24 protein-coding genes are annotated in these 25,020 nt (G+C 41.1%); 17 read left to right on the top strand and 7 right to left on the bottom strand.

Annotation, left to right across the window (positions count from 1 at the left end):
- Positions 1-376: 376 nt before the first annotated feature.
- The 6 genes from phnX to QZ019_RS03585 are packed head-to-tail and all read left to right on the top strand — an operon-like array spanning position 377 to position 5,661.
- A complete protein-coding gene (gene phnX, locus QZ019_RS03560) occupies positions 377-1,174 on the top strand; it encodes a phosphonoacetaldehyde hydrolase (protein ID WP_009143316.1) in 798 nt (265 codons plus the stop codon).
- Positions 1,175-1,188: 14 nt separating this feature from the next.
- Positions 1,189-2,319 carry a phosphonoacetaldehyde reductase gene (locus QZ019_RS03565; RefSeq protein ID WP_295482382.1) on the top strand — a complete coding sequence of 377 codons (1,131 nt, stop codon included), beginning with the start codon at positions 1,189-1,191 and terminating at the stop codon, positions 2,317-2,319.
- Positions 2,320-2,334: 15 nt separating this feature from the next.
- Positions 2,335-3,240 (top strand): phosphate/phosphite/phosphonate ABC transporter substrate-binding protein, encoded by a 906-nt coding sequence (locus QZ019_RS03570; protein ID WP_295482384.1) that lies wholly within the window; start codon positions 2,335-2,337, stop codon positions 3,238-3,240.
- Positions 3,241-3,261: 21 nt separating this feature from the next.
- On the top strand, positions 3,262-4,047 hold the full coding sequence (gene phnC / locus QZ019_RS03575; protein WP_289512126.1) for a phosphonate ABC transporter ATP-binding protein: 786 nt from the start codon (positions 3,262-3,264) through the stop codon (positions 4,045-4,047).
- Positions 4,037-4,837 (top strand): phosphonate ABC transporter, permease protein PhnE, encoded by an 801-nt coding sequence (gene phnE / locus QZ019_RS03580; RefSeq protein WP_289512127.1) that lies wholly within the window; start codon positions 4,037-4,039, stop codon positions 4,835-4,837. The genes phnC and phnE overlap by 11 nt, the downstream gene beginning before the upstream one ends.
- Entirely contained in the window at positions 4,834-5,661 is an 828-nt protein-coding gene (locus QZ019_RS03585) for an ABC transporter permease (RefSeq protein ID WP_294567850.1), read from the top strand. Before phnE ends, QZ019_RS03585 begins: the two co-directional genes overlap by 4 nt.
- Before the next feature lie 248 nt (positions 5,662-5,909).
- On the opposite strand, the gene QZ019_RS03590 is transcribed toward QZ019_RS03585, so the two are convergent.
- Both QZ019_RS03590 and QZ019_RS03595 read right to left on the bottom strand, forming a co-directional pair.
- On the bottom strand, positions 5,910-7,772 hold the full coding sequence (locus tag QZ019_RS03590; protein WP_295482389.1) for a heavy metal translocating P-type ATPase: 1,863 nt from the start codon (positions 7,770-7,772) through the stop codon (positions 5,910-5,912).
- Positions 7,773-7,850: 78 nt separating this feature from the next.
- Entirely contained in the window at positions 7,851-8,069 is a 219-nt protein-coding gene (locus QZ019_RS03595) for a heavy metal-associated domain-containing protein (protein ID WP_295482392.1), read from the bottom strand.
- A 159-nt stretch (positions 8,070-8,228) separates the two neighbouring features.
- Between QZ019_RS03595 and QZ019_RS03600 the strand changes: the two genes are divergently transcribed.
- The 4 genes from QZ019_RS03600 (at position 8,229) to mutM (ending at position 10,751) form a co-directional block, all read left to right on the top strand.
- Positions 8,229-9,155: an AraC family transcriptional regulator gene (locus QZ019_RS03600; RefSeq protein ID WP_294567627.1), complete on the top strand. Its 927-nt coding sequence runs from the start codon at positions 8,229-8,231 to the stop codon at positions 9,153-9,155.
- Positions 9,156-9,442: 287 nt separating this feature from the next.
- Positions 9,443-9,679: a 50S ribosomal protein L28 gene (gene rpmB / locus QZ019_RS03605; RefSeq protein WP_009143307.1), complete on the top strand. Its 237-nt coding sequence runs from the start codon at positions 9,443-9,445 to the stop codon at positions 9,677-9,679.
- 11 nt (positions 9,680-9,690) lie between these two features.
- Positions 9,691-9,861 (top strand): 50S ribosomal protein L33, encoded by a 171-nt coding sequence (gene rpmG / locus QZ019_RS03610; RefSeq protein WP_294567629.1) that lies wholly within the window; start codon positions 9,691-9,693, stop codon positions 9,859-9,861.
- Between the two features lie 71 nt (positions 9,862-9,932).
- Positions 9,933-10,751 (top strand): bifunctional DNA-formamidopyrimidine glycosylase/DNA-(apurinic or apyrimidinic site) lyase, encoded by an 819-nt coding sequence (gene mutM, locus QZ019_RS03615; RefSeq protein ID WP_295482396.1) that lies wholly within the window; start codon positions 9,933-9,935, stop codon positions 10,749-10,751.
- 5 nt (positions 10,752-10,756) lie between these two features.
- On the opposite strand, the gene coaD is transcribed toward mutM, so the two are convergent.
- The 3 genes from coaD to QZ019_RS03630 all read right to left on the bottom strand — a co-directional run bounded on the left by coaD (position 10,757) and on the right by QZ019_RS03630 (position 14,206).
- The gene (gene coaD / locus QZ019_RS03620; protein ID WP_294567633.1) at positions 10,757-11,245 is read right to left on the bottom strand and encodes a pantetheine-phosphate adenylyltransferase; all 489 of its coding nucleotides are present in this window, start codon (positions 11,243-11,245) and stop codon (positions 10,757-10,759) included.
- Positions 11,238-12,284: a glycosyltransferase family 9 protein gene (locus tag QZ019_RS03625; RefSeq protein ID WP_295482397.1), complete on the bottom strand. Its 1,047-nt coding sequence runs from the start codon at positions 12,282-12,284 to the stop codon at positions 11,238-11,240. Before QZ019_RS03625 ends, coaD begins: the two co-directional genes overlap by 8 nt.
- A gap of 314 nt (positions 12,285-12,598) precedes the next feature.
- Entirely contained in the window at positions 12,599-14,206 is a 1,608-nt protein-coding gene (locus QZ019_RS03630) for an MFS transporter (protein ID WP_295482399.1), read from the bottom strand.
- A 427-nt stretch (positions 14,207-14,633) separates the two neighbouring features.
- Between QZ019_RS03630 and QZ019_RS03635 the strand changes: the two genes are divergently transcribed.
- The 5 genes from QZ019_RS03635 to QZ019_RS03655 all read left to right on the top strand — a co-directional run bounded on the left by QZ019_RS03635 (position 14,634) and on the right by QZ019_RS03655 (position 20,648).
- On the top strand, positions 14,634-15,647 hold the full coding sequence (locus QZ019_RS03635) for a LacI family DNA-binding transcriptional regulator (protein WP_009143301.1): 1,014 nt from the start codon (positions 14,634-14,636) through the stop codon (positions 15,645-15,647).
- Positions 15,648-15,673: 26 nt separating this feature from the next.
- Complete coding sequence (locus tag QZ019_RS03640; protein ID WP_294567640.1) at positions 15,674-16,585, top strand: PfkB family carbohydrate kinase; 912 nt, start codon at positions 15,674-15,676, stop codon at positions 16,583-16,585.
- A gap of 143 nt (positions 16,586-16,728) precedes the next feature.
- A complete protein-coding gene (locus QZ019_RS03645; RefSeq protein ID WP_295482402.1) occupies positions 16,729-18,552 on the top strand; it encodes a sulfatase-like hydrolase/transferase in 1,824 nt (607 codons plus the stop codon).
- A complete protein-coding gene (locus QZ019_RS03650) occupies positions 18,553-19,920 on the top strand; it encodes a 3-deoxy-D-manno-octulosonic acid transferase (protein WP_295482403.1) in 1,368 nt (455 codons plus the stop codon).
- On the top strand, positions 19,917-20,648 hold the full coding sequence (locus QZ019_RS03655; protein ID WP_295482404.1) for a 3-deoxy-D-manno-octulosonic acid kinase: 732 nt from the start codon (positions 19,917-19,919) through the stop codon (positions 20,646-20,648). The genes QZ019_RS03650 and QZ019_RS03655 overlap by 4 nt, the downstream gene beginning before the upstream one ends.
- Here the strand turns inward: QZ019_RS03655 and QZ019_RS03660 are convergent.
- Both QZ019_RS03660 and waaF read right to left on the bottom strand, forming a co-directional pair.
- A complete protein-coding gene (locus QZ019_RS03660) occupies positions 20,637-21,923 on the bottom strand; it encodes a 3-deoxy-D-manno-octulosonic acid transferase (protein ID WP_295482405.1) in 1,287 nt (428 codons plus the stop codon). The genes QZ019_RS03655 and QZ019_RS03660 overlap by 12 nt on opposite strands.
- Before the next feature lies 1 nt (position 21,924).
- Positions 21,925-22,950 (bottom strand): lipopolysaccharide heptosyltransferase II, encoded by a 1,026-nt coding sequence (gene waaF / locus QZ019_RS03665; protein WP_295482407.1) that lies wholly within the window; start codon positions 22,948-22,950, stop codon positions 21,925-21,927.
- A gap of 134 nt (positions 22,951-23,084) precedes the next feature.
- Here waaF and rfaD point away from each other — a divergent pair, with 134 nt between their 5' ends.
- Positions 23,085-24,047 carry an ADP-glyceromanno-heptose 6-epimerase gene (rfaD, locus tag QZ019_RS03670; RefSeq protein ID WP_295482409.1) on the top strand — a complete coding sequence of 321 codons (963 nt, stop codon included), beginning with the start codon at positions 23,085-23,087 and terminating at the stop codon, positions 24,045-24,047.
- A complete protein-coding gene (locus tag QZ019_RS03675) occupies positions 24,047-24,916 on the top strand; it encodes a rhomboid family intramembrane serine protease (RefSeq protein WP_294567654.1) in 870 nt (289 codons plus the stop codon). Before rfaD ends, QZ019_RS03675 begins: the two co-directional genes overlap by 1 nt.
- Positions 24,917-25,020 lie beyond the last annotated feature (104 nt).

The following is a 25,020-nucleotide window of genomic DNA, read 5'->3' on the forward strand; positions in this document are numbered from 1 at the left end:
AATTGCTTCAAGAAGAGTATTGCCTTTCCTATTAAAAATCGTTAAACCCGGTAAAGAATATCTCGTATTTAGCGGTAGCGGATCTTTTTGTCCCTGGGAGTGTTAATTTTCGTATTTTTAATGCATAAAACAGCAAAAAACAGCATATAAATTTAATAATTTGCTGTATTTTTATATGACTCATGATCGTGTTTTTTAAGTTTTAAAAATTATTTTCACGATTTTTTCATATAAATTTATTTATATTTCAATTAAATAAACCTCTTAACACGGATTTAATAAACTTTTAACCGTTTCATGATTGTTTGTGCTGTTTTCTCTTTAATATACTGCGTTCAACAAAGCAAAATAAAGCAAAGTTTTAAAGGAAAACAAAATGTCTTCGCAAAACAAAATATCAGCAGTTGTTTTTGATTGGGCCGGTACCACCGTTGACTACGGTTCAAGCGCCCCCAGTAAAGTTTTTGATATCGTTTTTTCAAAAAACGGCATTAATCTTACTTTAGATGAGATTAACGGTCCGATGGGTATGGAGAAAAAAGCTCATATCAGATCTTTATTGTCTTTAAATTCAGCAAAACAGCAATGGTTTAAGCATTACGGCAGAGAGTCCGACGAGAAGGACATTCAAAGGTTATATGAAGAATTTGAGGCTACCTTATATGAAATCGTAGCAGATTACAGCAAGCCTATTGACGGAGTGTTACAGACAGTTATCGCTTTAAGAACTATGGGAATAAAAATCGGATCTACCACCGGGTACAACTCCCAGATGATGGAAAAAGTAATTCCCGCCGCAAAGCAGTTAGGCTATAGCCCTGATTGCGTCGTTACCCCGGATAAAACCGGAGGATACGGTCGTCCTTCTCCTTTCATGCTTTTTGAATGCATGCGTCAATTAAATGTATATCCTCCCCGTTCGGTCGTAAAAGTAGGGGATACCGTCGTCGATATTTTAGAGGGCGTCAATGCGGGAGCTGTCAGTGTCGGCGTGCTTAAGGGCTCAAACCTGCTCGGATTGTCCGAAGCCGAATACGAATCGATGTCTTATTCCGATCTTAAAGCTAAAAAAGAATTGGCTACCAAAAAATATCTTGAGGCGGGTGCTGATTACGTACTTGATTCAATAAGCGATCTTCCAGAGCTTATCAACAAGCTCAACGAGACTAAGTAAAGGCAGGATAGGCAATGAATCATTATTTCAATCCGGTGAAAATCTGTCAGGGAAAAGGGTGCCTTGCAAAATTACCCGACCTTCTGCAGTCGCTTGTTGCAGATAAAGGATCGGATGTGCTGCTTATTGTTTGGTCCGAGTGCGTTCTTGAACATGAAATAATTAAAGATCTTTTAAATAAGCAGGACGGTTATAAGGTTCATCCTGTGGTTTTTACCGCCTCAAATCCTTCCGTTCAGGATTTGTTCGGGGTATATGATCATACCCGTAAGCTTAATTTGGGAGCCGTGGTGGGTATCGGCGGCGGATCGGTTCTGGATGTGGCCAAATCTTTATGTTGTTTGCACGATCTTGATATTTCAAATATCGATGACCTGCGTACGGCAATCATTGATAAGCGCTTTACGGAAAATAAAATGCCGTGGATCGGCATACCTACAACCGCAGGCACCGGTAGTGAGGTTACCTGCTGGGCAACGATTTGGGATCCTGAAATAGAAGTAAAGCGTTCGGTTGAAAGCAAAGAGAACTATGCTTACGCGGCATTAATCGATCCTGATTTGTCTTCAACTTTACCTTTAGCACTTGCGGTCTCTTCAGCACTTGATGCCGTAGCCCACGCTGTAGAAAGTTATTGGGCAAAAGCGTCAAACTGTGTTTCAAAAGCACTTGCCTTAAGCGCTATCCGTGAAATTATGCTGCATATCGACGGCTTGTTCAGCGAAGATTTTGCAGCCCATGATGCAATGTCAAAAGGCAGCATGCTTGCAGGTCTTGCCTTCAGCAATACCAAGACAACCGCCTGCCACTCAATTTCCTATCCTTTAACCATGCATTATCACATTCCGCACGGAGTGGCGGTAAGCATGCTGCTGGCTCCCGTTTTTACCCTCAACTTGCCGCAAATTGAAGATCCTAAGTCTTTGCTTGCAGCGTTGGGCGTTAAAGATGCCGATGAGTTTAAAGCACGTATTAACGGGCTTTTGACGCGAGCATCGATTAAAAGCACCTTGTCCCAATGGGGCGCAGACAAATCGGATATTGAAGCATTGGTTCCTTTATGTATCACCAAGGGCAGAGCCGATAACAATCCGGTTTTATTAACTAATGAAAATATAGCTTCAATACTTGAATCCATCTATTAACAAGAGGAAAAGAAAATGAAATTGTTGAATAAAATCACTGCTGCAATCTGTGGCGCGGCAATGTTAGCCGGTATCGGTCAGGCAGTAGCAGGTGAAGATGACGGAGTATTTACCATTGCTTACGCTCCGAATGAATCAACCACTCAAAGCGCCGACGCAAGAAACGGTTTGGCTAAAGATTTGGGTGCTTTTTTAGGCTGTGAAGTTGAAGAAATTCAGTCAACTGACTATAACGCCATTGTTGAAGCATTACGTACCGGAAAAGCTGATATGGCATACATGGGGTCGCAGGCTTTGGCTCTAGGCGTTACCCGCAGCAAGATGGAGCCTATCGTGATGAAAGCTGCTGACGGCGATAAAGCTAAAGCTATTTACCATTCAGTTTTTATTGTTAACAGCGCTAACAAAGATATTAACTCCATACAGGATTTCAAGGGCAAGACCATAGCATTTGTTGATCCGGGGTCGACTTCCGGTAATCTGGTTCCTACTGCCGAGATTATTAAGGCATTCCCTGCAGAAAAGCTTACTTCAGAAGAACTTCACGCAAACGGTGATTTCTTTGAAGCCGTAAGTTTCTCCGGATCTCATCAGGCCGGTTTGCAGGCTATTGTCAAGGGGGATGTCGACATTGCACCGATTTCCGATCAGATTTTGGCTTCTGAAATCGAGCACGGAAATGCTCCCAAAGATGCCGTGCGCATCGTTCACGAATCTGCGGCAATTCCGGCAGAGTGCATGGTTGTAGCCGAGCATGTTGATGCCGATACACGTGCCAAGCTGCAGCAATTTTTAACCTCATATGATAACGAACAGTATTTTACCGACGTTATTAAGCTGCCGCATTCCCGCTTTGTTCCTTGCAGTATGGCTGATTACGCGCCGATCATTGAACTTAACAAGATTATCAACGAACTTTAATAACAAAACGGGCATGTAAAAATGAAAACAATCTTGAAATTTGACGGCGTAAGCAAAATTTACTCAAATGGCGTACATGCTCTTAAAAACGTGTCATTTGAGATTAAAGAAGGAGAGTTTGTCTCAATTATCGGACCGTCGGGCTCCGGTAAATCAACTCTTCTGCGCGCCGTCAATCAATTAATCACGATTTCTGAAGGAAAAATCATTCTTGATGACGAGGAGATCTCAAAGCAAAAAGGAAAAGATCTGCGTAATCAGCGCCGTAAGGTAGGAATGATTTTTCAAAATTACAATTTAGTTTACAGCTTATCGGTTTTACAGAATGTCCTACACGGACGCCTTGGCTATATGAGCGGTTTAAACGGTATTTTAGGCCGCTATAAGGAAGAAGATAAGATTGAGGCTTTAAATCTTTTAAATGAACTAGGACTTAAAGATTTTGCTTATAACCGGGCAGCCGATCTTTCCGGAGGACAAAAACAGCGTGTCGGCATTGCCAGAGCAATTATGCAAAATCCTAAGATCCTTTTGTGTGATGAACCCATAGCCTCTCTTGATCCGTCAAGCGCTAAAACCATTATGGATTTGCTTAAATCCATGACGGCAAAACGTAATATCGCGTGTCTTGTAAATCTTCACCAACTGGATGTTGCGGTCAATTATTCAACCCGTATTATCGGCTTGGCAAAAGGTGAAGTGATGTTTAACGACAGTCCTTGTAATTTAAACGCAGCCATGATTGAAAAGATTTACGGTACTTCCCGTGAAAATCTCATGATAGGAAACACACAAAATGCATCCTAAGATCCCGCTAATCCCGCAAGATCTCAAAAAGCTTTATACGGGATTTTTAATCGTAACTGTAATAGTATTCTGCATCAGTACTTTTGTTACAAAATTTAATGTTTTTACTTTGTTTGCAAACGGAGACTCAATTTGGAAGTTTGTAAGTGAAGATTTCTTTCCGCCCAAGCTTCCGAAAATGAATCGTTTGCCTGATGTTATGGAAAGTATATTGGTGACATTAGCTCTTGCTATGGCATCAACTACTATTGCAGCAATTCTAGCTTTTGTTACTGCTTTGTTCGGCAGTGAAAAGATTTCTCCTTTCCCCAAAACTGCCAAGTTCGTACGCGGCTTTGCGACATTTTTAAGAAACATCCCAACCTTGGTATGGGCTTTTATTTTGTTTTCATCTTTGGGTATCGGAACCGGTGTCGGCTTTATCGCTTTATGTATTACAAGCTTTGCCTTTATGGTAAGAGCTTTTGTCGAGACCATGGAAGATGTGTCAAATGATTGTGTCGAGAGTCTTGAGGCTGTAGGCGCTACATTCTTTCAACGCGTAAGCCAGGCAATTTTGCCGTCATGTTTAAGCGGTTTTATCGCATGGTTTTTATATTGTATTGAAGTCAACATCCGTGCTTCCACCATCGTTGGTATGGTGGGCGGCGGCGGTGTCGGCCTGACCTTGTTCTCGTACATTAAGACTTTCCATTATGACATTGCTTTTAGCATCATTTTAATGATCGCCGTAATGGTAATTTTGGTTGATCAATTAACCGGCAAATTGCGTAAGGAGCTTTTAAAATGAGTGAAATTGTTATGGACGACGTTTTTGCGCAGCAGCAAAAGACTCCAAAAATCCCGGTTAAATGTAAAGACAGAAACAAAGCCATCCCTGTATTTTTGTGGTCGGTTTTGTTTCTTGCCATTGTCAGTCTTTTGTATCTTGACATTAATTGGTCGAAAATTTTAAGCCGTATTCCCGATATCGGTACGGTATTTTGGAATTTAGGACATTATGATTTTTCTAAAATTGATTTAATCTTAACCTCATTGCTTGACACCATATGTATTGCGGTCCTTTCATTGCTGTACAGCATGGTGTTAGGCATCTTTTTTGGCATGTTTGCCGCACGCAACGTGTTTAAGATTAATGCTCTGTCGGTTTTCGTGCAGTCGTTCTTCTCTTTTTTAAGAGCGGTTCCTACTCCTATTTGGGTTCTTTTAATGCTCGTATGTTTAGGTATGGGACCTGAAGCCGGTGTTGCCGGTCTTTGCGTACATACTACGGCTTTTTTCACTAAGTCTTTTGCCCAGAGTTTTGAAAGCATCCCGGAGGAGACCTTGGAGGCATTGGAAGCAACGGGAACGACTCGCGTAAATGTGTTCTTTAATGCGGTATTGCCTGCAGCCTTGTCACAGATTGTCGCATGGTGCGGCATGCGTCTTGAGGTTAATTTCTCCGAGTGCACGATTTTAGGAATGGTCGGTGCCGGCGGTGTGGGTTTTGTGATTTCTACCAGTTTGCAAGGCTACGATTATGGTACTGCCGGTGTGGCAATTACTCTTGTTTTCATTGTTGCCTACTGCATTGAGCGTATGTTCGTAAGAATCAAGAAAAAGTTTAACTAAAAAACTCCAGTGTTTTCGTTATTTGCACCTGACGGTTTAGGCTGTCGGGTGTTTTTTTGTCAAATTGGTAAATAAAAAGATAGGGATATTTTCAAAAATCTCGTTTTTTGAAAATATTTATGTTTTTTAGACTCTTTAAAATCATTTTTGTTGTAGAAGAGAACGAATAGGTCTTTTAAGAGAATGTAAAAAGTTTTATATAATAAAGCAGACCTGTATAACAGGTCTGCCGACTATTGCACATATAACTAGAGCTTTTTAACAAAGAGGGCTCTTATTGCGTTTAACACCGCAAGGATCATGACACCGACATCAGCAAAGATGGCAAACCACATATTGGCGATACCTACAGCACCTAAAATTAGGCAGGCAACCTTAATTCCGATGGCAAATACGATATTCTGATATACGATGCTAAGGCATTTGCGGGAGATTTTAATTGCTTTGGCAATTTTGCTCGGATCGTCATCCATGAGCACGACGTCTGCAGCTTCGATTGCCGCGTCGGAGCCCATTGCTCCCATAGCGATACCGATATCAGCGCGGGACAGTACCGGAGCGTCGTTGATTCCGTCGCCGACAAAAGCAAGTTTGGCTTTTTCAGGCTTTCTACTGATGAGATCTTCAACTTTTTGTACTTTGCCTTCAGGCAGCAGCTCACTGTAGACCTCGTCAATGCCGAGAGTCGAAGCTACCTGATTGGCCACTGCTTTGGCATCCCCCGTGAGCATAACCGTCTTTTCAACGCCGGAACGCTTTAATTCGGAGACTGCTTCTTTGGCGTGTGGTTTTATTATGTCCGAGATGATGATATGTCCGGCATATTCCTTGTCAATTGCAACATGGACGATGGTTCCTACCTGATGGCAGGGAATGGCAACAACTCCGACATGATCCATGAGTTTTGCGTTGCCGACTGCAACATTATGTCCGTCAACTTCGGCAATAATTCCTTTGCCGCTTAATTCGGTGATATTGCCGACGCGCTTGCGGTCGATAAATTTGCCGTAAGCCTTTTGCAGACTCTTGCTTATAGGATGGGATGAAGAGCATTCGGCGACAGCGGCAAGCTCAATGACTTTTTTAGGCTCCAGCTTTGAGTGATGGACTCCGTTTACCTCAAATACGCCTTGAGTTAAGGTTCCTGTCTTGTCAAAAACCACATATTTGGTTTTTGATAATGTTTCCATGTAATTTGAACCTTTAATCAATATTCCTTCGCGGCTTGATCCGCCGATTCCGGCAAAAAATGACAGAGGAATGCTTATTACCAGGGCGCACGGGCAGCTTATTACAAGGAAGGTAAGAGCTCGGTAAATCCAATCGTCAAACATAGGCTCAAGGTTTAAAGCTGTCATGCGAACAAGTGGAGGCACTATTGCTAAAATCAAGGCGGCAATACATACAATCGGAGTATAAACGCGGGCAAATTTTGAGATGAAGTCTTCTGACTTTGATTTTCTTGAACTGGCGTTTTCCACCAAATCCAAAATTTTTGAAACGGTTGATTCTCCAAAGTCTTTAGTTGTCTGAATTCTGATGACTCCGGTAAGGTTAATTGATCCGCTTACTATTTCATCACCTACGGAGACATCACGCGGCAAGCTTTCTCCGGTTAAAGCCGCGGTGTTAAGACTGCTTGACCCTTGAACCAGAATTCCGTCGATAGGGACTTTTTCGCCTGGGTTGATGACAATGATGCTGCCTATTCCCACCTCGTCAGGATCGACTTTGGTAATTTTTCCGTTTTGCTCCAAATTGGCGTAATCAGGGCGGATGTCCATAAGTTCACTAATATTGCGTCTGCTTTTTCCTACCGCATAACTCTGGAACCATTCTCCGATTTGATAAAAGAGCATTACTGCGACGGCTTCGGTGTAATCTCCGCTTTTATATAAGCCAAGTGCAATAGCGCCTACGGTGGCTACTGTCATCAAAAAGCTTTCATCAAACATCTGGCGGTTCTTTATACCTTTTAGGGCTTTTAACAATATGTCATAGCCGATTATGAGGTATACGACCATATAAAGGATAAATTTAAGATAACCTTGGACAGGTGAAAATCCTAAAGCAATCAGCATGGCTATGGAAATTAAAATGCGCCATAACATTATTTTTTGTTTTTTGGACATTTGATTTGCTCTCGCCTCTAAGTAAATAAGCCTCTTATTTAAGAGGCCTTGTTTTCATTAAAGAAAAACTTCGCAGTCGTCCTCTACCTTTTTGCAGGCGCTGCGAACTTCCTGCATTACGCTCTTGACGTCTGCGCCTTCTTCAAATTCGACAATCATTTTTAGGGCCATAAAGTTGACGGTGCAGTCTTTTACTCCTTGAACCTTTTTAGCGGCAGCTTCCATGTTGTTGGCACAATTGGCGCAATCGACATCGATTTTGTAAGTCTTTTTCATGATATTTTTCTCCATAATTTAAATTTTGAATAATTGAGCAATTGCTCAATCTTTATATATATTGTATAAATACCATGACAAAATTGTTGTAGTTGTGTAAAAAGCTTATAAACGGATAAAAAAGCTTATATCGGAGCAAAATGGAATTTGAAATAAGATATGGAAAAGAAGAAAGGATCTGTTTACGCATCGCTTAAAACATCAGGATGCGGACAAAAGAGTTTTTACTCAGTAAGCGTAGATTCCGGAATTGAAGTTTCGTTTTTCAATCTTCAAGGGGATAGCTTTTCGTTTTCTCATAAACATCGTCCTTATACGCTTATAGTCGATTTTTGTAGAAAAGGGCGCATCGGATGGACTATGCAAAATGGGGATACATTTTTTGCAGGGGAAAATGATTTTTTGATCCATAACGCGGGCAGCTGCGCACAGTCAAGGGTAAAACTGCCGTTAGGCTTTTACTCGGGTATAAGCCTAAGCTTTGATTTAGAGCTTATTGATACTGCGTTTTTACAAAAAATCGGCACGGATTTTTCACTTGATGACATAGTAAAAAGCTTCTGCATAAAAGAGTATTCACAGTCATTTGCTGCAGAAGATTTTGTAACCGGAATTTTTAATAACTTAAAAGATGAAAAAATCCAATGCGTAAAGTCGCTTTTTAAGCTTAATTGTTACAGCCTATTAACCTATTTGGGAGCTTTCCACCACTTTAAACACAGTGTACTTAGGCTCAACAGCCAAATAAAAATCGAAAAAGTAAGAAAAGTAACGGATTTTCTTAAAAAAGATCTGCAAAAACATTACACCATAGCGAATTTATCTGAAATTTTCGGAATAAATCCGACGACCTTACAGGAATCCTTTAAGGATATAACCGGTCAATCTATAGATGCTTTCGTAAAGGAAATAAGAATGAACAAGGCGGAAGATCTGCTTGAGGACGAGTCTCTTTCGATTGGGGAAATTGCTCATAGGTTAGGCTATATGAATCAAGGAAAGTTCAGTACGGCTTTTAAAATGAGAAAGGGAATCGGTCCGCTTGAATATAGAAAAAGGATTAAAAATCTCTTTAAAGAGGCTTAAACTAGTAGATGAAACGGCTTTTTTCTTGGCATTTAGTGAAAAAGATCCGTAAAATTTCAAAGTTAATGATCTTTTTATGTGATTTTAGTCTATAATCTGCAAACCACGAATTTTGCGAGCATGATGACAAGGCATGTTCTGCTTTTTAAGTTGACGCAGCGCAAAATAGAGATCGTTTCGATCGTAGGGTTTTGCGCAGTTATCCGCGCAACTAATAAATAAAACAAATTTTTCGGTTACAGCTTTAGGTGCTGTAGCCCTGTATCGTTTTTTGGAGTGTGAGAGACATGTCCAGAGTTTGCCAAGTAACGGGCAAGCGCCCGGCAGTGGGTAACCATCGTTCCCACGCGAAGAATGCGGCTAAGCGTCGTTTTCTTCCTAATCTTAAGTACCACCGTTTCTGGGTTGAGAGTGAAGGCCGCTTCGTAAGATTGCGTGTTACCACCAAAGCCATGCGTACTATCGATAAGAAAGGCATCGATTCCGTTCTTGCCGATATGCGTGCAAACGGCGTTAGAGTTTAAAGGAGAATATCATGGCTAAGAAAGGCGGTCGCGAAAAGATCCGTTTGAATTCTTCTGCAGGTACCGGTCACTTCTATACCACTACCAAGAATCGTCGCACCACTCCGGGTAAGATGGAGATGATGAAGTTCGATCCGGTAGTTCGTAAGCACGTCCTGTACAAAGAAGGCAAGATTAAGTAATTTTTTCTTGCTTAAGCTTAAGACCCTGCACGTTAAACTGCGGGGTTTTGTTTTTTTTACGGAGTAAATTTATGCCCGAATTACCTGAAGTCGAAGTTACGATGCGCGGAGTTTCGCCTGCTTTAAAAGGCAGCGTCATTAAATCGGTTTTTAAAGGAGAAAAGAAACTTAGGATCCCGCTTAGCGATGATTTATATCAATTAAAAGACGCAAAAGTCTTGTCGCTTAAAAGACGCGGCAAATATATCATCGTCACTACGACTAAAGGTTCTATCATCGTGCATTTGGGGATGAGCGGTCATTTAAAAGTAGTTGATAATGACGCTCCATTTATTCTTCACGATCATTTCGCTTTATCTCTTGATAACGGTAAAGACGTACGCTTAAACGATCCGCGGCGCTTCGGTCTTGTCGCTTATGTCAAAGAGGGAGATGATCCTTTAGCGTCACCGGTTTTAAAAAATTTAGGCCCCGAGCCGTTTAGTGACGCGTTTAACGCCGATTATTTGTATAACGCTTTAAAAAAACGCCATATCGCGGTCAAACAGGCGATTATGGATAGTAAGGTTGTTGTCGGCGTCGGAAATATTTATGCCAGCGAGTCTTTATTTCTTGCTGAAATTTCACCGTTAAGAAGAGCATCGACAATTACACGTGAGGAATGTGTAAAGCTTGTTGACGTGATAAGAAAGCTTTTACAGGAGTCCATTAAAAAGGGCGGTACTACCATAAGAGATTTTTCAGGCGCTGACGGTAAGCCCGGCTACTTTGTCCAGAATTTAAACGTGTACGGGCATGAAGGTGAAAAGTGCCCTCGCTGCGGTCATCCTATATTAGGGACGGTGCAAGGGCAGAGACATACTTATTTTTGCGGACATTGTCAGCATTAAAACGCTTAGTGAATATATTTATTGTTGACAAGTTCAGTAACCGCAGGCGGTACGAAAGGAGAAATATCGCCGCGGTGAATGATTACATCGCGTACGAGCGTCGATGAAATATAAGAAAGGTTTCCGGATGTCGGCAGCATGACTATTTCAAGTTCCGGCATCATAGTACGATACATTCCGGTCAGCTGAATTTCGTAATCATAATCGGCAACGGTTCTTACTCCGCGCACCAAGACTTTAGCCTGTTGTTTTGCAAGAAAAGAGACTAAAAGCTCACAAAATCCTTCCACTCTTACGTTAGGCAGATCTTTGCAGCTTTCTTTCATCATTTTGATGCGATCTTCAAGGGTAATCAGAGTATGTTTGCTCGGGCTGTTGGCAACGGCAATAAGCAGCTCATCAAAAAGACGGGATGCACGGGTGATGATATCAAAATGCCCTAAAGTCGGAGGATCAAAAGTACCGGGGAATACCGCCAGGATTTTTTTACTCATAATCCATCTCCTTTAATACCTTTAAAAACATATCTTTTACCGAGTCAATTGTGATTTGTTCCATGGCATGCTCTTGTTTGACGCGATATCTCCATGGCGCTTCTTTACCGTTTAGCTCAGATTTTGCAAGCTTATCATAAACACTTACGCATAGGTTCATATAATTCCAGGGACCGACGCGTTTTTCGCTGTGTCTTGCAAATAATCCTATAACCGGGGTACCTACTGCACTTGCCGCGTGCATAGTTCCGCTGTCAGGGCACAATGCCGCTTTGGCGATTTTCAGGATGCAAAGCATTTGGCGTAGTGTGGTTTTGCCGCACAGATTAATAACTCCGTTTCCTACGGTATCGGCAATAGCTTTGGATAAATTTAATTCAATCGGGGCTTTAGAACCTAAAAGCACAGGGGCAAAGCCTTTTTCAATAGCGAGTTTTGCAAGAGCGCTGTAACCTTTTACCGTCCAATTTTTTTCAGCTTTGGCAGATGCCGGTGCTATGGCAAAAATAGGTTTTTCAGGCAGTTTTTTACGTATTTCACATAATTCAGAGTCTTCAAGCTTAAAATCCCAAAACGGGGTGACATTGTCATAACCTAAAGCTTTGGCAAAAGAAATAAAGCCGGCAAGAACGTGGGGATTATCGGAAGCGGGGGCTGTTTTATTGACAAAAAAACGCTGACCTTCGCGTGATCTTGCATTATCGTAGCCGATTTTAAGCGGGGCTTTTACGGCAAGAGACACAAGCGACGCTTTAATTGAAGTCTGAATATTTAAAAGGGCGTCAAAGGTTTTGCCTTTTAATTCTTTTTTAAGGGAAAGAATACTTTTAAGACCTTCGTTTTTAAAGTCAACCGTATAAAGGGGGATCAAGTCATTGCCGTTTGCATCTTTGAACATGGAGGCAAAACGCTTGTCGATGATCATACTGACATCAAGATTAGGATCGGCTTTTTTTAAGCCGCCGATAAAACCGAAAGCGTTGATGCAGTCACCTAAGGCTGAAAGACGCAATACGCAGATATTTTTTAAATTTGCCATAGAGTTAATTTCCTTTTTACTAATTTTAGCAAAAGAGGAAAGTAGTCGGCTTTACTTTAGCAATCGTTTATAGTTCTTCCGGTATAAGCATGTTTTTGGGGTAGCGGAAAAAATGAACTCACTTCAAAAATATATAATAAATTACCTCAAAAACGCATAATGAAATAACTCAAAAACATATAATGTTAATAATAACTTGTTGATTTTAAATAAATAAATTATTGCGGTGTTTTTAAAAAGAAAAGTGGCTTTTTTATTGAAAATGAGACAGAAGTAAAAAAGCCCTGCATTTGCAGAGCTTTTCAGTCGACTTTTTATTTATTAGCCAGAATTGCGCCGATTTCCTCAAGGGTTTTGCCTTTGGTTTCAGGCATCATGAATTTACACCAAATTAATTGGAGGATCATCATAAAGCAGAAGAATCCGAACATGTACCCCGCATCGAACTTTGCAATAGCGATCGGGAAGACTAATGTCAGTCCGGCGGCAAAAATCCAGTGGGTGAAACTGCCCAGTGATTGTCCTTTAGCACGTTGATCGTTAGGGAAGATTTCAGAGATGAATACCCATATGATTGTTCCTGATCCTATGGCATGGGAAGCGATAAAGACAATCATGCAAATGAGGACAACAAAACTTACAGATCCCAAGTCGGAAGATGCTTCATGTTTGACTTGCTGTGCGACACTAAGGACTTTATCTACAGGAGTGTTTGCATCAAGACTTGCAGTTAAGTCTTTGAATTGATCGTTAGCAGTTACGACAATCAGATTGTCGCGGGCCTGATTATATTTGATAATGGCATTGTCTTTGTCTTCAGGCGTGAAGTATATATTTCCTGCTTCCATATTTATTAGTTGCTGAGCTGATGCAACTGTATCTATAGAGGATGAAACGACTTTAAGCTCGCTGAAATTAAAGAATGAGAAGGTGCAGACGGCAAGGCTTAAAATATAGCCCATACAACCGATTAAAAGCAGGGTCTTTCGTCCGAGTACGTCGATTAAGCGTATACCTATGAAAGTAGCGATTAAATTGGTTACGCCTAAAGAAATTGAAGCTGCAACAGGATCTTCCATACCCGCAAGACCTAAAAGGCGCGGCGCAAAGTATAATATGATGTTAATTCCTGAAAGTTGGTTGAATGCAGCAATTAAAAAGGCAAATAAAATCGGGTAACGTAGGCGTTTTGTAAAGAATTTGGTTGTTGTTTCTTTGTTTTTGCCTTCTTCAATAGCGCTTTGCTTGATTTGTGCTACGAGATTGTCAAGCTCGGCTTCATTCATTGTAGGATTAATTAAAGAGAAAACATGTTTTGCTTCTGCGTCCTTATTGGCGGCAGTTATAAGCCAGCGTGGGGATTCAGGCAAAGAGAAGCATAAAATCGTATATAAAACGGCAGGAACCAATTGAATTCCGAGCATCCAGCGCCAGGCTGTATGTTCAGGAGCAAATTGCATAATTACGAAGTTTGAGAAAAACGCAAGCAAGATACCGAATACTATATTAAATTGAAATAAACCGGTTAATTTGCCTCTGTCTTGCGCCGGTGATATTTCGGCAATAAAGAGAGGTGCGGCAATAGTTGAAATACCGATCCCGATCCCGCCTACAAATCTGCACAGCGCAAATGATGTGAAGTTCCAGGCAAAGGCGGTACCGGCTGCTCCAAAAATGAAAAGAAATCCGTTACAAATAAGAGTCTTTTTTCTGCCCCATTTAGCGGTAGGAATACTGCCGATTAAAGCACCTAATACGGTACCCCAGAGTGCGGCACTGATGGCAAGACCGTGCATGGTTCCGCTTAATGACCACAGTTGCTGAATTTTGCTTTCAGCGCCGGAAATGACAACGGTATCAAATCCAAATAGCAATCCGGCAAGGGCCGAGGTTACGGCCCACAGTAAAAGTCTTTTGTTCATATAAATACCACCTGCATAATGTTTCGTGTTACGGACACGATTTGTGTTGAGTAAATAATGGAATAAACGAACAATGAAAAAATATTTGCAAATCTCAAAAATTATTGCAAAATTTTGCATAACACGTGTTATGTGAAATAAAAAACGAAGAAATTTTACGAAAGTCTAGTGATTTTTTCTAAAAACAGAATATGTAAAAACAGAACAAAATATTTAATTATCGTTTAATATCAATAAATTATAAGATGATAAATTTAAGTTAAAATAAGATTAAAAATTAAAAGAAAATAGTGCAATTAATGCAAAACTTTGCATAAATTTTTGTGTATAAGGTTAACAATTTGCAAATTTGCTGTTAACTTAACTTTATATGCTCGAATTTAAGTGGTATCTTCATTTTTGAAAGCAAAGAATCAAAATGTATGTCATGGCAAGTATTACAACTATTGCTAAGTCTTTAGGAATATCTCCGTCTACCGTTTCGCGCGCCTTGCAAAAACCGCAAATGGTTTCGGCAAAGACCAGACATTTGGTTTTGCAAACGGCAAAAGAACAAGGTTATTTAAATAAATTAACAAAAGGCAGTTATTCATTACATAACCCTTCTGCCCTTATTGGTATTTTGGTCGCTGATTTGACCAACAGCTTTTCCAATATGATTGTAAAGACCGTTCAGGATTTTGCATATTCAAGAAATTATTCTGTAGTTGTCGGCTGTACTTATGAGCAGAGTGCGCTTGAGGCTCAGCTTTTAAAGCAATGGGATTGCCTTAATTTGAAGGGAATAGTAGCAATGCCTTCACAGAGTTTTGCCGCAACGTACAGATCTTTTGATTCCAACATCCCTGTAGTGATGGTAGACAGAACCTTGCCTGAGTTGTCTTGTGACAGCGTGGTTGTCAATAATAAAGGCGGGATGGAGCAGATTTTGGATCATTTGACGGCATTAGGGCATAAAAAAATAGTTGTTTTGTCAGGAAGCCGTAAAGTGTATACCTTTAGCGAAAGGGCGGAGGCTGCACAAAACTACGCAAATGATATTGAAGTTATTGACATTAATGCTGTCGAGTTCGATGAACTATATATGGGAGCCTTCGAGCAAACCAGTATTTTGCTGATGCGTCACGGTGTGAGCAGACCTACAGCAATTGTCGGAGCTAATAACGCTATAACAGCCGGAATTTTGTATGCACTCAATTTAAAAGGGATAAAAATCCCGGATGCAGTTTCGGTAGTTGCATATGGTGACAGTAAGTGGGGACGTTTTTATCCGACACCTGTGACATCTTTAAGACAACCGGTAGAAGAAATGGCCACTGTTGCGGTCAGATTGTTGTTTGAACGAATAAACGGAAAGACCGGTGATTTTGAACACATTTGTCTTGAACCGATGCTGCTTACCCGAGCGTCAACAGCTGGAATTGCGGTTTCAAATAGATAAATTTTACAAATTTTTGAGGTGAATATATGTTGGACTTCAGGAAGTTCGGCGGAAAGCGCATTAAATGCGCGGGTCTTGGGGAGGTTCTTTTTGACGTCTATCCTAATGAGGCCAAAATCGGCGGAGCTCCTGCCAATTTTGCGTTTCATTGCAGGCAGTTGGGACTTGATTCCATAATTATCAGCTCTGTAGGCAACGATGAATTAGGGTTTAAAGCAAGAAATATTTTGGCCGCTAAATTTTTGCCGGCTCTGCTTCTGCCTAACAGTAAAAGTACCGGTGCCGTTAATGTTCTGTTAAATGCCAAAGGTGTTCCGACATATTTATTTCTTGAAGATACGGCTTTTGACAATATTCAATTTAATGATTTATTGCAGGAGACGGCTAAAAAAGTACAGATGTGTTGTTTTGGAACTTTAGCTCAACGCTGCAAGATGACTCATGAAACCATTATGAAATTCCTTGACGCGATGGATGAGGATAATCGCATCAGAGTTTTTGACGTAAACTTAAGGCGCAATTATTTTTCTAAAGAAATTATAGAAGAATCATTAAAACGTACAGAGATCTTCAAGTGCAATGAAGATGAGCTTCCCGTCTTGTGTGAAATTGCCGGCATTAAAAACGCGTCTGCCGCAGCATATCGGGATTATCTTGCAGGACGCGGTATTTACTGCTTTATCTTTACCGAAGGCGCCAAACAAAGCACGGTATTTTTAAATGACGAGATTTCAATAAAAAAGACTCCGGTAATTAAGGCTGTGGATACCGTTGGTGCCGGTGATTCATTTACAGCTTCTTTGGTAAGTTTGTTGATGCAGGGAAAAACGCTTGATTTTGCTCATGAAAAGGCCGTAGAGATTTCAGCATATGTCTGTACGCAGCAAGGGGCAATGCCCGAACTTTCAACTAAATTAAAAGAGTCACTTAAGCTTTAAATCTTCAAAAACGACACCGACTTCCCGATATTTTGCAAAATGTCGGGATATCGGTGTTTTTCCTACGGTAAATTAGAACGCTTTTGACGTAATTTTGCTAAGATCGCACATATCTTTTTAAAAAGAAAAAAGAAGAAAGTATCATGGTTAAAAGTTTACGTCTTATAAGCTGGTTTGCAGTTTTAAATTTACCTTTAGCTTTATATTATTCAACTTTTTTTGCTCCGGACTTTAATAAGAGTTCGGCAGGCGTCCTTATGACTTTTGCCGCAGCGGCAATAGGTCTTTTTTTCATCTATTTTTTATTGGGCGGCCTTATTTTTCTTTTTGTTCCGGCTTTGTTAAAGAAAACATGGGGAAAGGGATTTATTTTTTACAGCGTAATCATCGCGCTTTTGCTGCAGATTGTTTTAGCCGTTGATGCCCATGTGTTTTCTTTGTACCGTTTTCATGTAAATCTTGCCATGCTCGATTTATTCGTAAACGGCGGCGGACAGATTATTTCATTCTCAACGGCAACTATTTTATCGATTGTGCTTGAAGTTGCCGTTTTACTGTTCTTTGCCGCAGCGGCGGTAATTCTGGCGTTTTCTTTTGCTCAAAACTCGCGTAAGGTAATATATTTTGTCATTATCGCTATAGCTTTGTACCTTGGCGCTAACTTTGTCCATGCTTTTGCCTCGGCAAAAGCGGTTTTGCCTATTACCGAGATTGCCAATCGTCTTCCCGTGTACAAGCCTTTAACCATGAACTCTTTTTTAATCAAGGTCGGCTATATCACTGAAGAAGATATTGCCAATCGTAAAGTTCATGTAGGTCAAAGCGGCTTTTTCAAATACCCTAAAGAAAAGCTCCAGTATGCTCCTGTTGAGAAAAAGTTAAACGTTTTATGGCTTGCTATCGATACTTTGCGCTATGACGCTTTTACTAAAGACATTATGCCTAATGCCTATGCTTTCTCAGAAGGCGGATATGTCTTTAACGATCATTATTCAAGTTCTAATTCAACTCGAGGTGGAATTTTCGGTCTTTTTTACGGATTGCCGCCGTCTTATTGGCAGGTTGCTCTGTCAGCCGGAATTCCCGCTGCCATCGTTCAGGCAACTCGCGACAAGAATTACGCTTTAGGCGTATTTACTTCAGCTACCGTATTTAAACCCGAATTTCATAATACCGTTTTTGTCGGGGAGAAAAATCTGCGTCCGCAGTCTGAAGGTAATACCGTATTTGAGCGTGATGCCGATGCCATTAATGATTTTGCTGAGTTTTTAGGCAAGCGCAAGGCCGATAATAAAAACTTCTTTAGCTTTATTTTCCTTGATAATGTGCATAGCACGGCAATTCCTGAAGGATTTAAAGGTCCGTTCCAGCCTTCATGGACCACGGTTAACCATTTGGCATTAAAGGAAGATACCGATCCTACGCCGTATTTTAATTTATATAAAAATTCCGTTTATTATGCCGATCTCAACATCAAAAAGATTTTGGATCTGTTAAAAGATAACGGTTACGATGAGAACACGGTAGTTGTCATTACTTCCGATCACGGTGAGGAGTTTAACGATAACGGCGATAATTTCTGGGGACATAATTCAAACTTCACTAATGCCCAGATCAAGATCCCGCTTATCATCAAATGGCCGGGAAAAGGCCACGGCAGCGTGGACATGACGACTAGCGCTTATGATTTGACTGCAACCATATTGCCTGAAGTGTTCGGCGTGACGAATCCTATAAGTGATTTCAGCATCGGGCAGAATCTTTTTAATTTAAAACCTGTGAATTATGTTTTGTGCGGTTCTTATCTTGAGAACGCTATTGTTGAAAAAGATCGCATCGTTCTTATCGATGAGCTCGGCATGCTGCGTTTTAAAGACAAACACTATAACGATACCGACAATACTGCGCGCGATGCTCATTTGCTTGAGGCCGTAAGAACTTTTTCCGAATATTTAGGAGATAAATAAGTGTTGCCCGAGAAGCTTACCTCAAAAGATCTGTTGGCAATTTGCCTTTTTGCGCTTATTTCCTTTGTTTTGGCTTTTTACTATGAGTCAAACCAAATCGTAAGCGGCGATCAGCTGCAGATGATTGAAAAGGGCTATCACGCTTTAATGACGGGAGAATTCCTGCCTTACGGCAATGAGGCAAGTACCGTCGGCAATGTCCCGGGTTCTTTGTCATCCATTGTAATCGGCTTGCCGCTTATTATCTTTGCCCATCCGCTATCTCCCGTATTGCTGCTGCTTGTCATAAGGCTTATAGGCTATGCGATATTCGTTAATGCTTTAACTTTGCTGTTTTCCCGTAAAACCGTGGTTTTTGGTGCTCTTTTATATGTTTTAAATCCGTGGTTTTTATATGACAGCCTTTTATATAACCCGTCATACCTGTCGTTCGGTGCGGCGCTGTTTTTAAATATGCTGATAAGGTTAAGACGGGATGTTGAAGTAAGTGCATTAATGCGTTTTTCCTTCTCGGTCGTTTTGGTTTTGGCTGCAGGCTGGTGCATGCAGTTTCATTATTCCTGGCCCGTTCTTGTCGCCCTTTCCGGAGTTTTGTGGCTTAGAAAGGCCATCAAGGTAAGTTATTTAGGTGTGATAGTAGGCGTTGCTCTGATTGCTCTTACTTTGATCCCTTACTTCATGGAGATTATGGTAAATGAGCGCATTGTCAGCAACCCTGAGGAATATGCCAAAGACAGGTATTTCGGCTACGGCTTGGTGCACGTGTACCCGATTTTCAAAGCTCTTTTATATTGGCTGCGATTCGGTTCGCTTTTGGTAACTCAAAAATCTATCGTCTCGGCGCCTCTTGCAGGCGATATGCCGCTTGTTTTTGATATTTTGCGCTACACCTGGCTTGTTCTTACCCAGGTTATAGGCGGTATAACGGTGCTTATAAGCGCTTATGCAAATTACATTTTGCTTTTAAAAAAACGTGAGTTAAAAGAGCAGAATCCTGAGTTTAATTTCGTGCGCGAAATTTCGATTGCCGCAATTGTCGCACTGATTGCAGCCGCCGCTGCCGCGACTTTAACCTTAAATTATTGGCAGATAATTATTTTATTTGCTTTTGCGCTGCTTCCGGTTTTGTGCCTTGTGGAAAGAAAAATTTTCTTCTTAAAGCCTAAGTACATGTTTTATTTTGCCGCTTTTATGGTGGCGATGAACTTTGTCAGCGCCACAAATTCCCGCAAGTTCCATGAAAGCGTAAGTTATGTCGATCAGGTAAATATGTTCTGCTATGGCCGCTATCAGGATAAGTGCGCATTATCTCCTGATGAATTAGACAAGGTTTTAGAGTTAAAGGCACAACAAGAAGCACAAAAATGACAAAGCAGGTTGTTTTTAAGAACGCAACATTTATTACGGCAGATGATTTTGCGCTGCCGTATAAAAGCGCAGCTGAGTTAAATAGGCTTTTTTCTTTAGCTTTTATTAAAGAAAATGCAGATAACCTTGAATTTAAAGGCGGGCGCGGCCAAACTGCTTTATTTTCTTTGTCAGGTGAAAACTTGGTGTTGCGTCAGTATTTGCGCGGCGGACTTTGGGGAAAACTTATGCATGATAAGTTTTTCATTGGAGCGCAAGATGCGCATCGGGCCTTTGATGAGTTTATTTTGCTTGTCAAGCTGAAAGCAAAAGGATTGCCGGTCCCTGATCCTGTTGCCGCTAAAGAAGAGAAAGAAGGCTTATTTTTACGTAATTACATAATCATAAAGCAGATTAAAAATTGCGCCGATTTGTCTTATGTAATTAAAGAAAGACATTTAAGTGCGGACGAGTTTACCAAGATAGGCAGTACGCTAAAGCGTTTTTTTGACGTCGGAGTACTGCATACCGATTTGAATATCCGTAATATCCTTCTTGATAATAAAGGTGATGTTTACGTTATCGATTTTGATAAATGTAAATTAACCGATTTGAACCGTCAGGATAAAGACGCGATGCTTGCCCGTTTGTTACGCTCTTTTAATAAAGAGGTACGGATTACGGATAACGCGGCGCACTTTAAAGAAAGCGATTTTGCTTTATTAAAGGAAGCCGCATTAGCGGGTTAAATTAGCTTCTATTGTCTTTAAAGTTTTATCAAGGGCCCCGCGACCTTGCTGCTGGACGGCCATGGCGTTAAGCCCGACACGCTTTAGCCGGTCGGGATTTACCATCAGGGATGAAACCGCTGAAATCAAATCTTCTTTATTATGGACGAGGATTGCGCCTTCGCAGTCAAATAAGGTCTCAAATAAATCTTTAAAGTTATAGTAGATAGGACCGGTTATAACCGGCAGAGCAAAGAAAGCCGGCTCCAAAGGATTGTGCCCTCCGATATCGACAAAGCTTCCCCCTGCAAAGGTTGCATCGCTAAGCCCGAGGTAAAGCTCCATTTCACCCATGGTATCTCCGATAAGGATTTCATCTCCCCAGGCGGCTAAATTCTGATTAAAAGAGCTTCTTAACGCATAAGGAAGGCTTTTTTCCTTAAGACACTTAATAGTTGCGGCCGTATCCTGAGGATGGCGCGGTACGATAATAAAGCGCAGATTCGGGTGCTTGCTGCGGATTTGAATGCAGGCATCGATAAGAAGCGCCTCCTCTCCTTCATGAGTGCTGAAAGCGCAAAGGACGAATTTATCTTTAAAGTGCGGTTTGATGCCGGTTCTCGCGTCAAAAAACAGTGCTTCATTAGGTTTTAGGTCGTATTTTAACGAGCCGCTGATACTTACTTTGTTTTCGGGGACTCCGATCCTTATAAAGCGCTTGGCGTCATCTTCAGTTTGACAGATAACCTCATCAAGTTTATTTGAAATCAAATCTTTGATTAAAGTCAGATGTTCTTTGTATTTAATGCAGGTTTTTTCCGGCATGCGGGCATTAAAGACGATTAGTTTGATATTTTTTTTATGTGCTTCGTCAAGGAGGTTTGGCCATAATTCCGTCTCCATGATAAAAAGGTGACTTGGCTTTATGGCGTTGGTAAAGCGTCTTAACGCAATAGGTGAATCAAGAGGCGCGAATAAATGAGTCACACCGGAGATTTTTTTTACCTGTTCAGCCCCGGTGGTGGTCGTAGTGGTTACCACTACGTTAAGTTTGGGATGATTTTTAACGAAAGCTTTAATTAAAGGGGCGGCGGCGTTGACTTCACCGACACTTACGGTATGAAACCATATACTGCGGTGGAAACTTACGTTATAAAAGCCTAAAAGCTCAAAAATTCTCCTGCCGTAAGGAGGATCGCGGCGCTTTTTATATGCAAGAAACATTGCACCTAAAGGAGCGATTAACGCGGTTGCCGCTTTGTAAGCACAAAGAATTAAGGAAGACTTAAAGCTCATGTCATATTCCGGTGAGTTTTGTCAGTTTTTCAAGCACAAGGTCAGGAGTTATCTTTTTAAGACAAGCATATGTCTTAAATTTACAGGTACGCTCAAAACAAGGATGACACGGTTCATCCGATTCAAGGCAAACGGCCTTGTCTGAAAGCGGTGGGGTATATCCTGTAGATGTTGAACCGAAAATGGCGACTTGAGGAATACCTACCGCTGCAACCAAATGCATAAGACCTGAATCATTGCAGACTGCAGCTGCCGCACTGGCTGTAATATCAAGAGCCTCAACGAGGTTGGTTTTGCCTGCGATATCGTAAAAATAAGGAAGATACCTTATATCAAGCTGTTCTTTTATTTTATTGACTGTCGGAATATCGTTTTTAGATCCGATACCTAATACCGCCCCGCCTTTTTCAATCCATTTATTTGCCACAGCCGCAAAATACTCAGGCGGCCAGAGTTTTGACGGTCCGTAATTTGCTCCGCACCCTAAAGCAAGAAGCGGACGTGAAAGATTGATGCCGAGCTTTTCTAAGAGATTAGCGTCAGGCTTTTGAGTTTTTAAGCTCGGATATAGAATGTCAGGCAGATCCTGCGCTGTCTTGACAGTATCTTTAGAAAAGGCAAGAGCGCTGTAACGCTCAACCATTAAAGGAAAATCTTTTTTGTTATTGCGATAGTCGTTTAATAAGAAATAGCGGGATTCGCCGATAAATCCGCGGCGCTCTTTTATGTCGGCAAAAAACGGAACTAATGCCGATTTCCAGGAGTTAGGCAAAATAATCGCTTTATCGTATTTACCGCGCAGCTTTAATCCTTCGGTTCTGCGGGTTAAAAAGTCAAAGCTGCCGTGGGCAAAAGGATTTTCAATGACGCTGTTGACTTCTTCCATACGCTTTATGATAGGGAACATCCATTTTAAAGCGTAAAGATCGATTAAAGCATCAGGCTGTGCTTGTTTTATGGCTTTATATAGGCTTTGCGACATAACAAGGTCACCAAGCCAAGAAGGGGCAATAACTAGAATTCGCACTCTTATTTTCTCTTTAAAGGTATTTTTACCGATCTTAAAACGCCTAAGGTTAAAAGTAAAATCGCAATTGGGAGCTAAAAGCTTTCATGTCGGCTATAATCTAGCTAGTAGATTTTAAATTTGAAGGAATTGCCATGATCATAGTTACAGGCGGTGCCGGTTTTATCGGCAGCAATATCGTCAAAGCTTTAAACGATAAAGGCAGAAAAGATATTTTAGTGGTCGATAATTTGAAAAACGGACATAAGTTTATCAATTTAATCGATCTTGATATTCAAGATTATATGGATAAAGAAGACTTTATCGAGCTTGTAAAAGACGAAAAAGCTTTTGATAAGCGTTACGGCGCTGCTTCCATTGACGCGATTTTCCATGAGGGGGCCTGTTCTTCCACTACCGAGTGGGACGGTAAATACGTCATGAAGAACAATTATGAGTACACCGTAACTTTGTTTGAGTTTGCAACTGCTCATCGCATCCCGTTCTTTTATGCGTCATCAGCAGCGACATACGGTGGCGGTGAGGTTTTTGTCGAAGATCGTCAAAACGAAGGTCCGCTTAACGTCTACGGCTATTCAAAATTCCTGTTTGATGAATATGTAAGAGCACGTTTGCCTAAACTTAAATCCCAGGTCGTAGGCTTTAGATATTTTAATGTGTACGGTCCGCGTGAAGGTCATAAAGGAACTATGGCAAGCGTTGCTTTCCATCTTAACAATCAAATGCTGCGCGGTGAAAATCCCAAGCTTTTTAAAGGATGTAACGGATATCCCGACGGCGGGCAGACTCGCGACTTCGTTTATGTTGGAGATGTCGCCGCAGTTAATTTATGGTTCTTTGAGCATAAAGGACCGTCCGGAATTTATAACTGCGGAACGGGCCGTGCCGAGCCGTTTTTAAATATCGCCAAAGCAGTAATAAAACATCACGGACACGGTGAGGTTGAATTCATTCCTTTCCCTGAGCATTTGGTAGGTCATTATCAGTGTTTTACACAGGCTGATTTAACCAAGCTAAGAGCCGCCGGCTGCGACGTTAAATTCAAGACCGTAGCAGAGGGCGTAGCCGAGTATTTGGATTGGCTGAATAAAAAATAGTGAATTACGATAATTTTACCTTTGAAGTCGGAGTCATCGCGCATAAAGATTTGGCTCTGACTTTTGCCGACTATTTAGTGTCAATAAATATAAATGCCATCGTTAGGGAAAAATTGGGCGGAAATTATTCGGTATGCGTGGATAATGAGCTTGTTCTTTATCGTGCGCAAACTGAATTTGCCGAATTTGCCCGCGATCCTTTAAACCAAAAATATAAAAAGGCAGCTTGGCAGCGCGGACGAGTGTTGCGAAAAAGACCTGAAATAAAAGCGCGCGGTTTTACCTTATTTTCAATAGAGCTTATCTCTTTTACTACAGCAGTTGAAGCTGTCTGCGTTCTTGTTTATTTATTGATGTTTGTGGCAAAACCCTGGGTTATTGAAGCTTTGGGTTTATACGATAGTCGTCTTATAAGTGAGGACTTTGCGTTATATCGCCTTATAACACCTGCGTTTATGCATTTTTCCATTATGCATATCGGTTTTAATCTTGTTATGTGGGAAGCCTTTGCAAGACCGATAGAGAGGTATTTAGGGACAGTAAAGCTTATAGGGCTTTTTGTTCTTATCGCTCTTTTGTCCAATATCGCTCAGTTATGGTTTTTACCTACAGGAGCGGTTTTTGGGGGAATGTCGGGAGTCGTGTACGGTCTTATCGGTTATATGGCGGTACTGTCTTTAAGGAAGGATTTGCCTTATAAACTGTATATCCCTAAGGGGCTTTTTACGGTAAGCCTTTTATTTATTGCGTTAGGCTTTTTTATGGACGGTATTGCCAACTTCTGTCATTTAGGCGGTATCGCAGCAGGGGCTTTATGCGGATTTATTGATTTAAAGCGTCCGCTTGAACGCATTTTAAAAAAGGGATAACAGATATGAAAAAAGCCCCGCAGGGCTTTTTTTTCATGAATGAAGAAAATTAATCTTCCATATAATGCTCGGGCATCGGGATAGTGGCGGCGCCGCTGTCGACA

The organism is uncultured Succinatimonas sp., assembly GCF_905203285.1.
Taxonomy (GTDB): Bacteria; Pseudomonadota; Gammaproteobacteria; order Enterobacterales; family Succinivibrionaceae; genus Succinatimonas.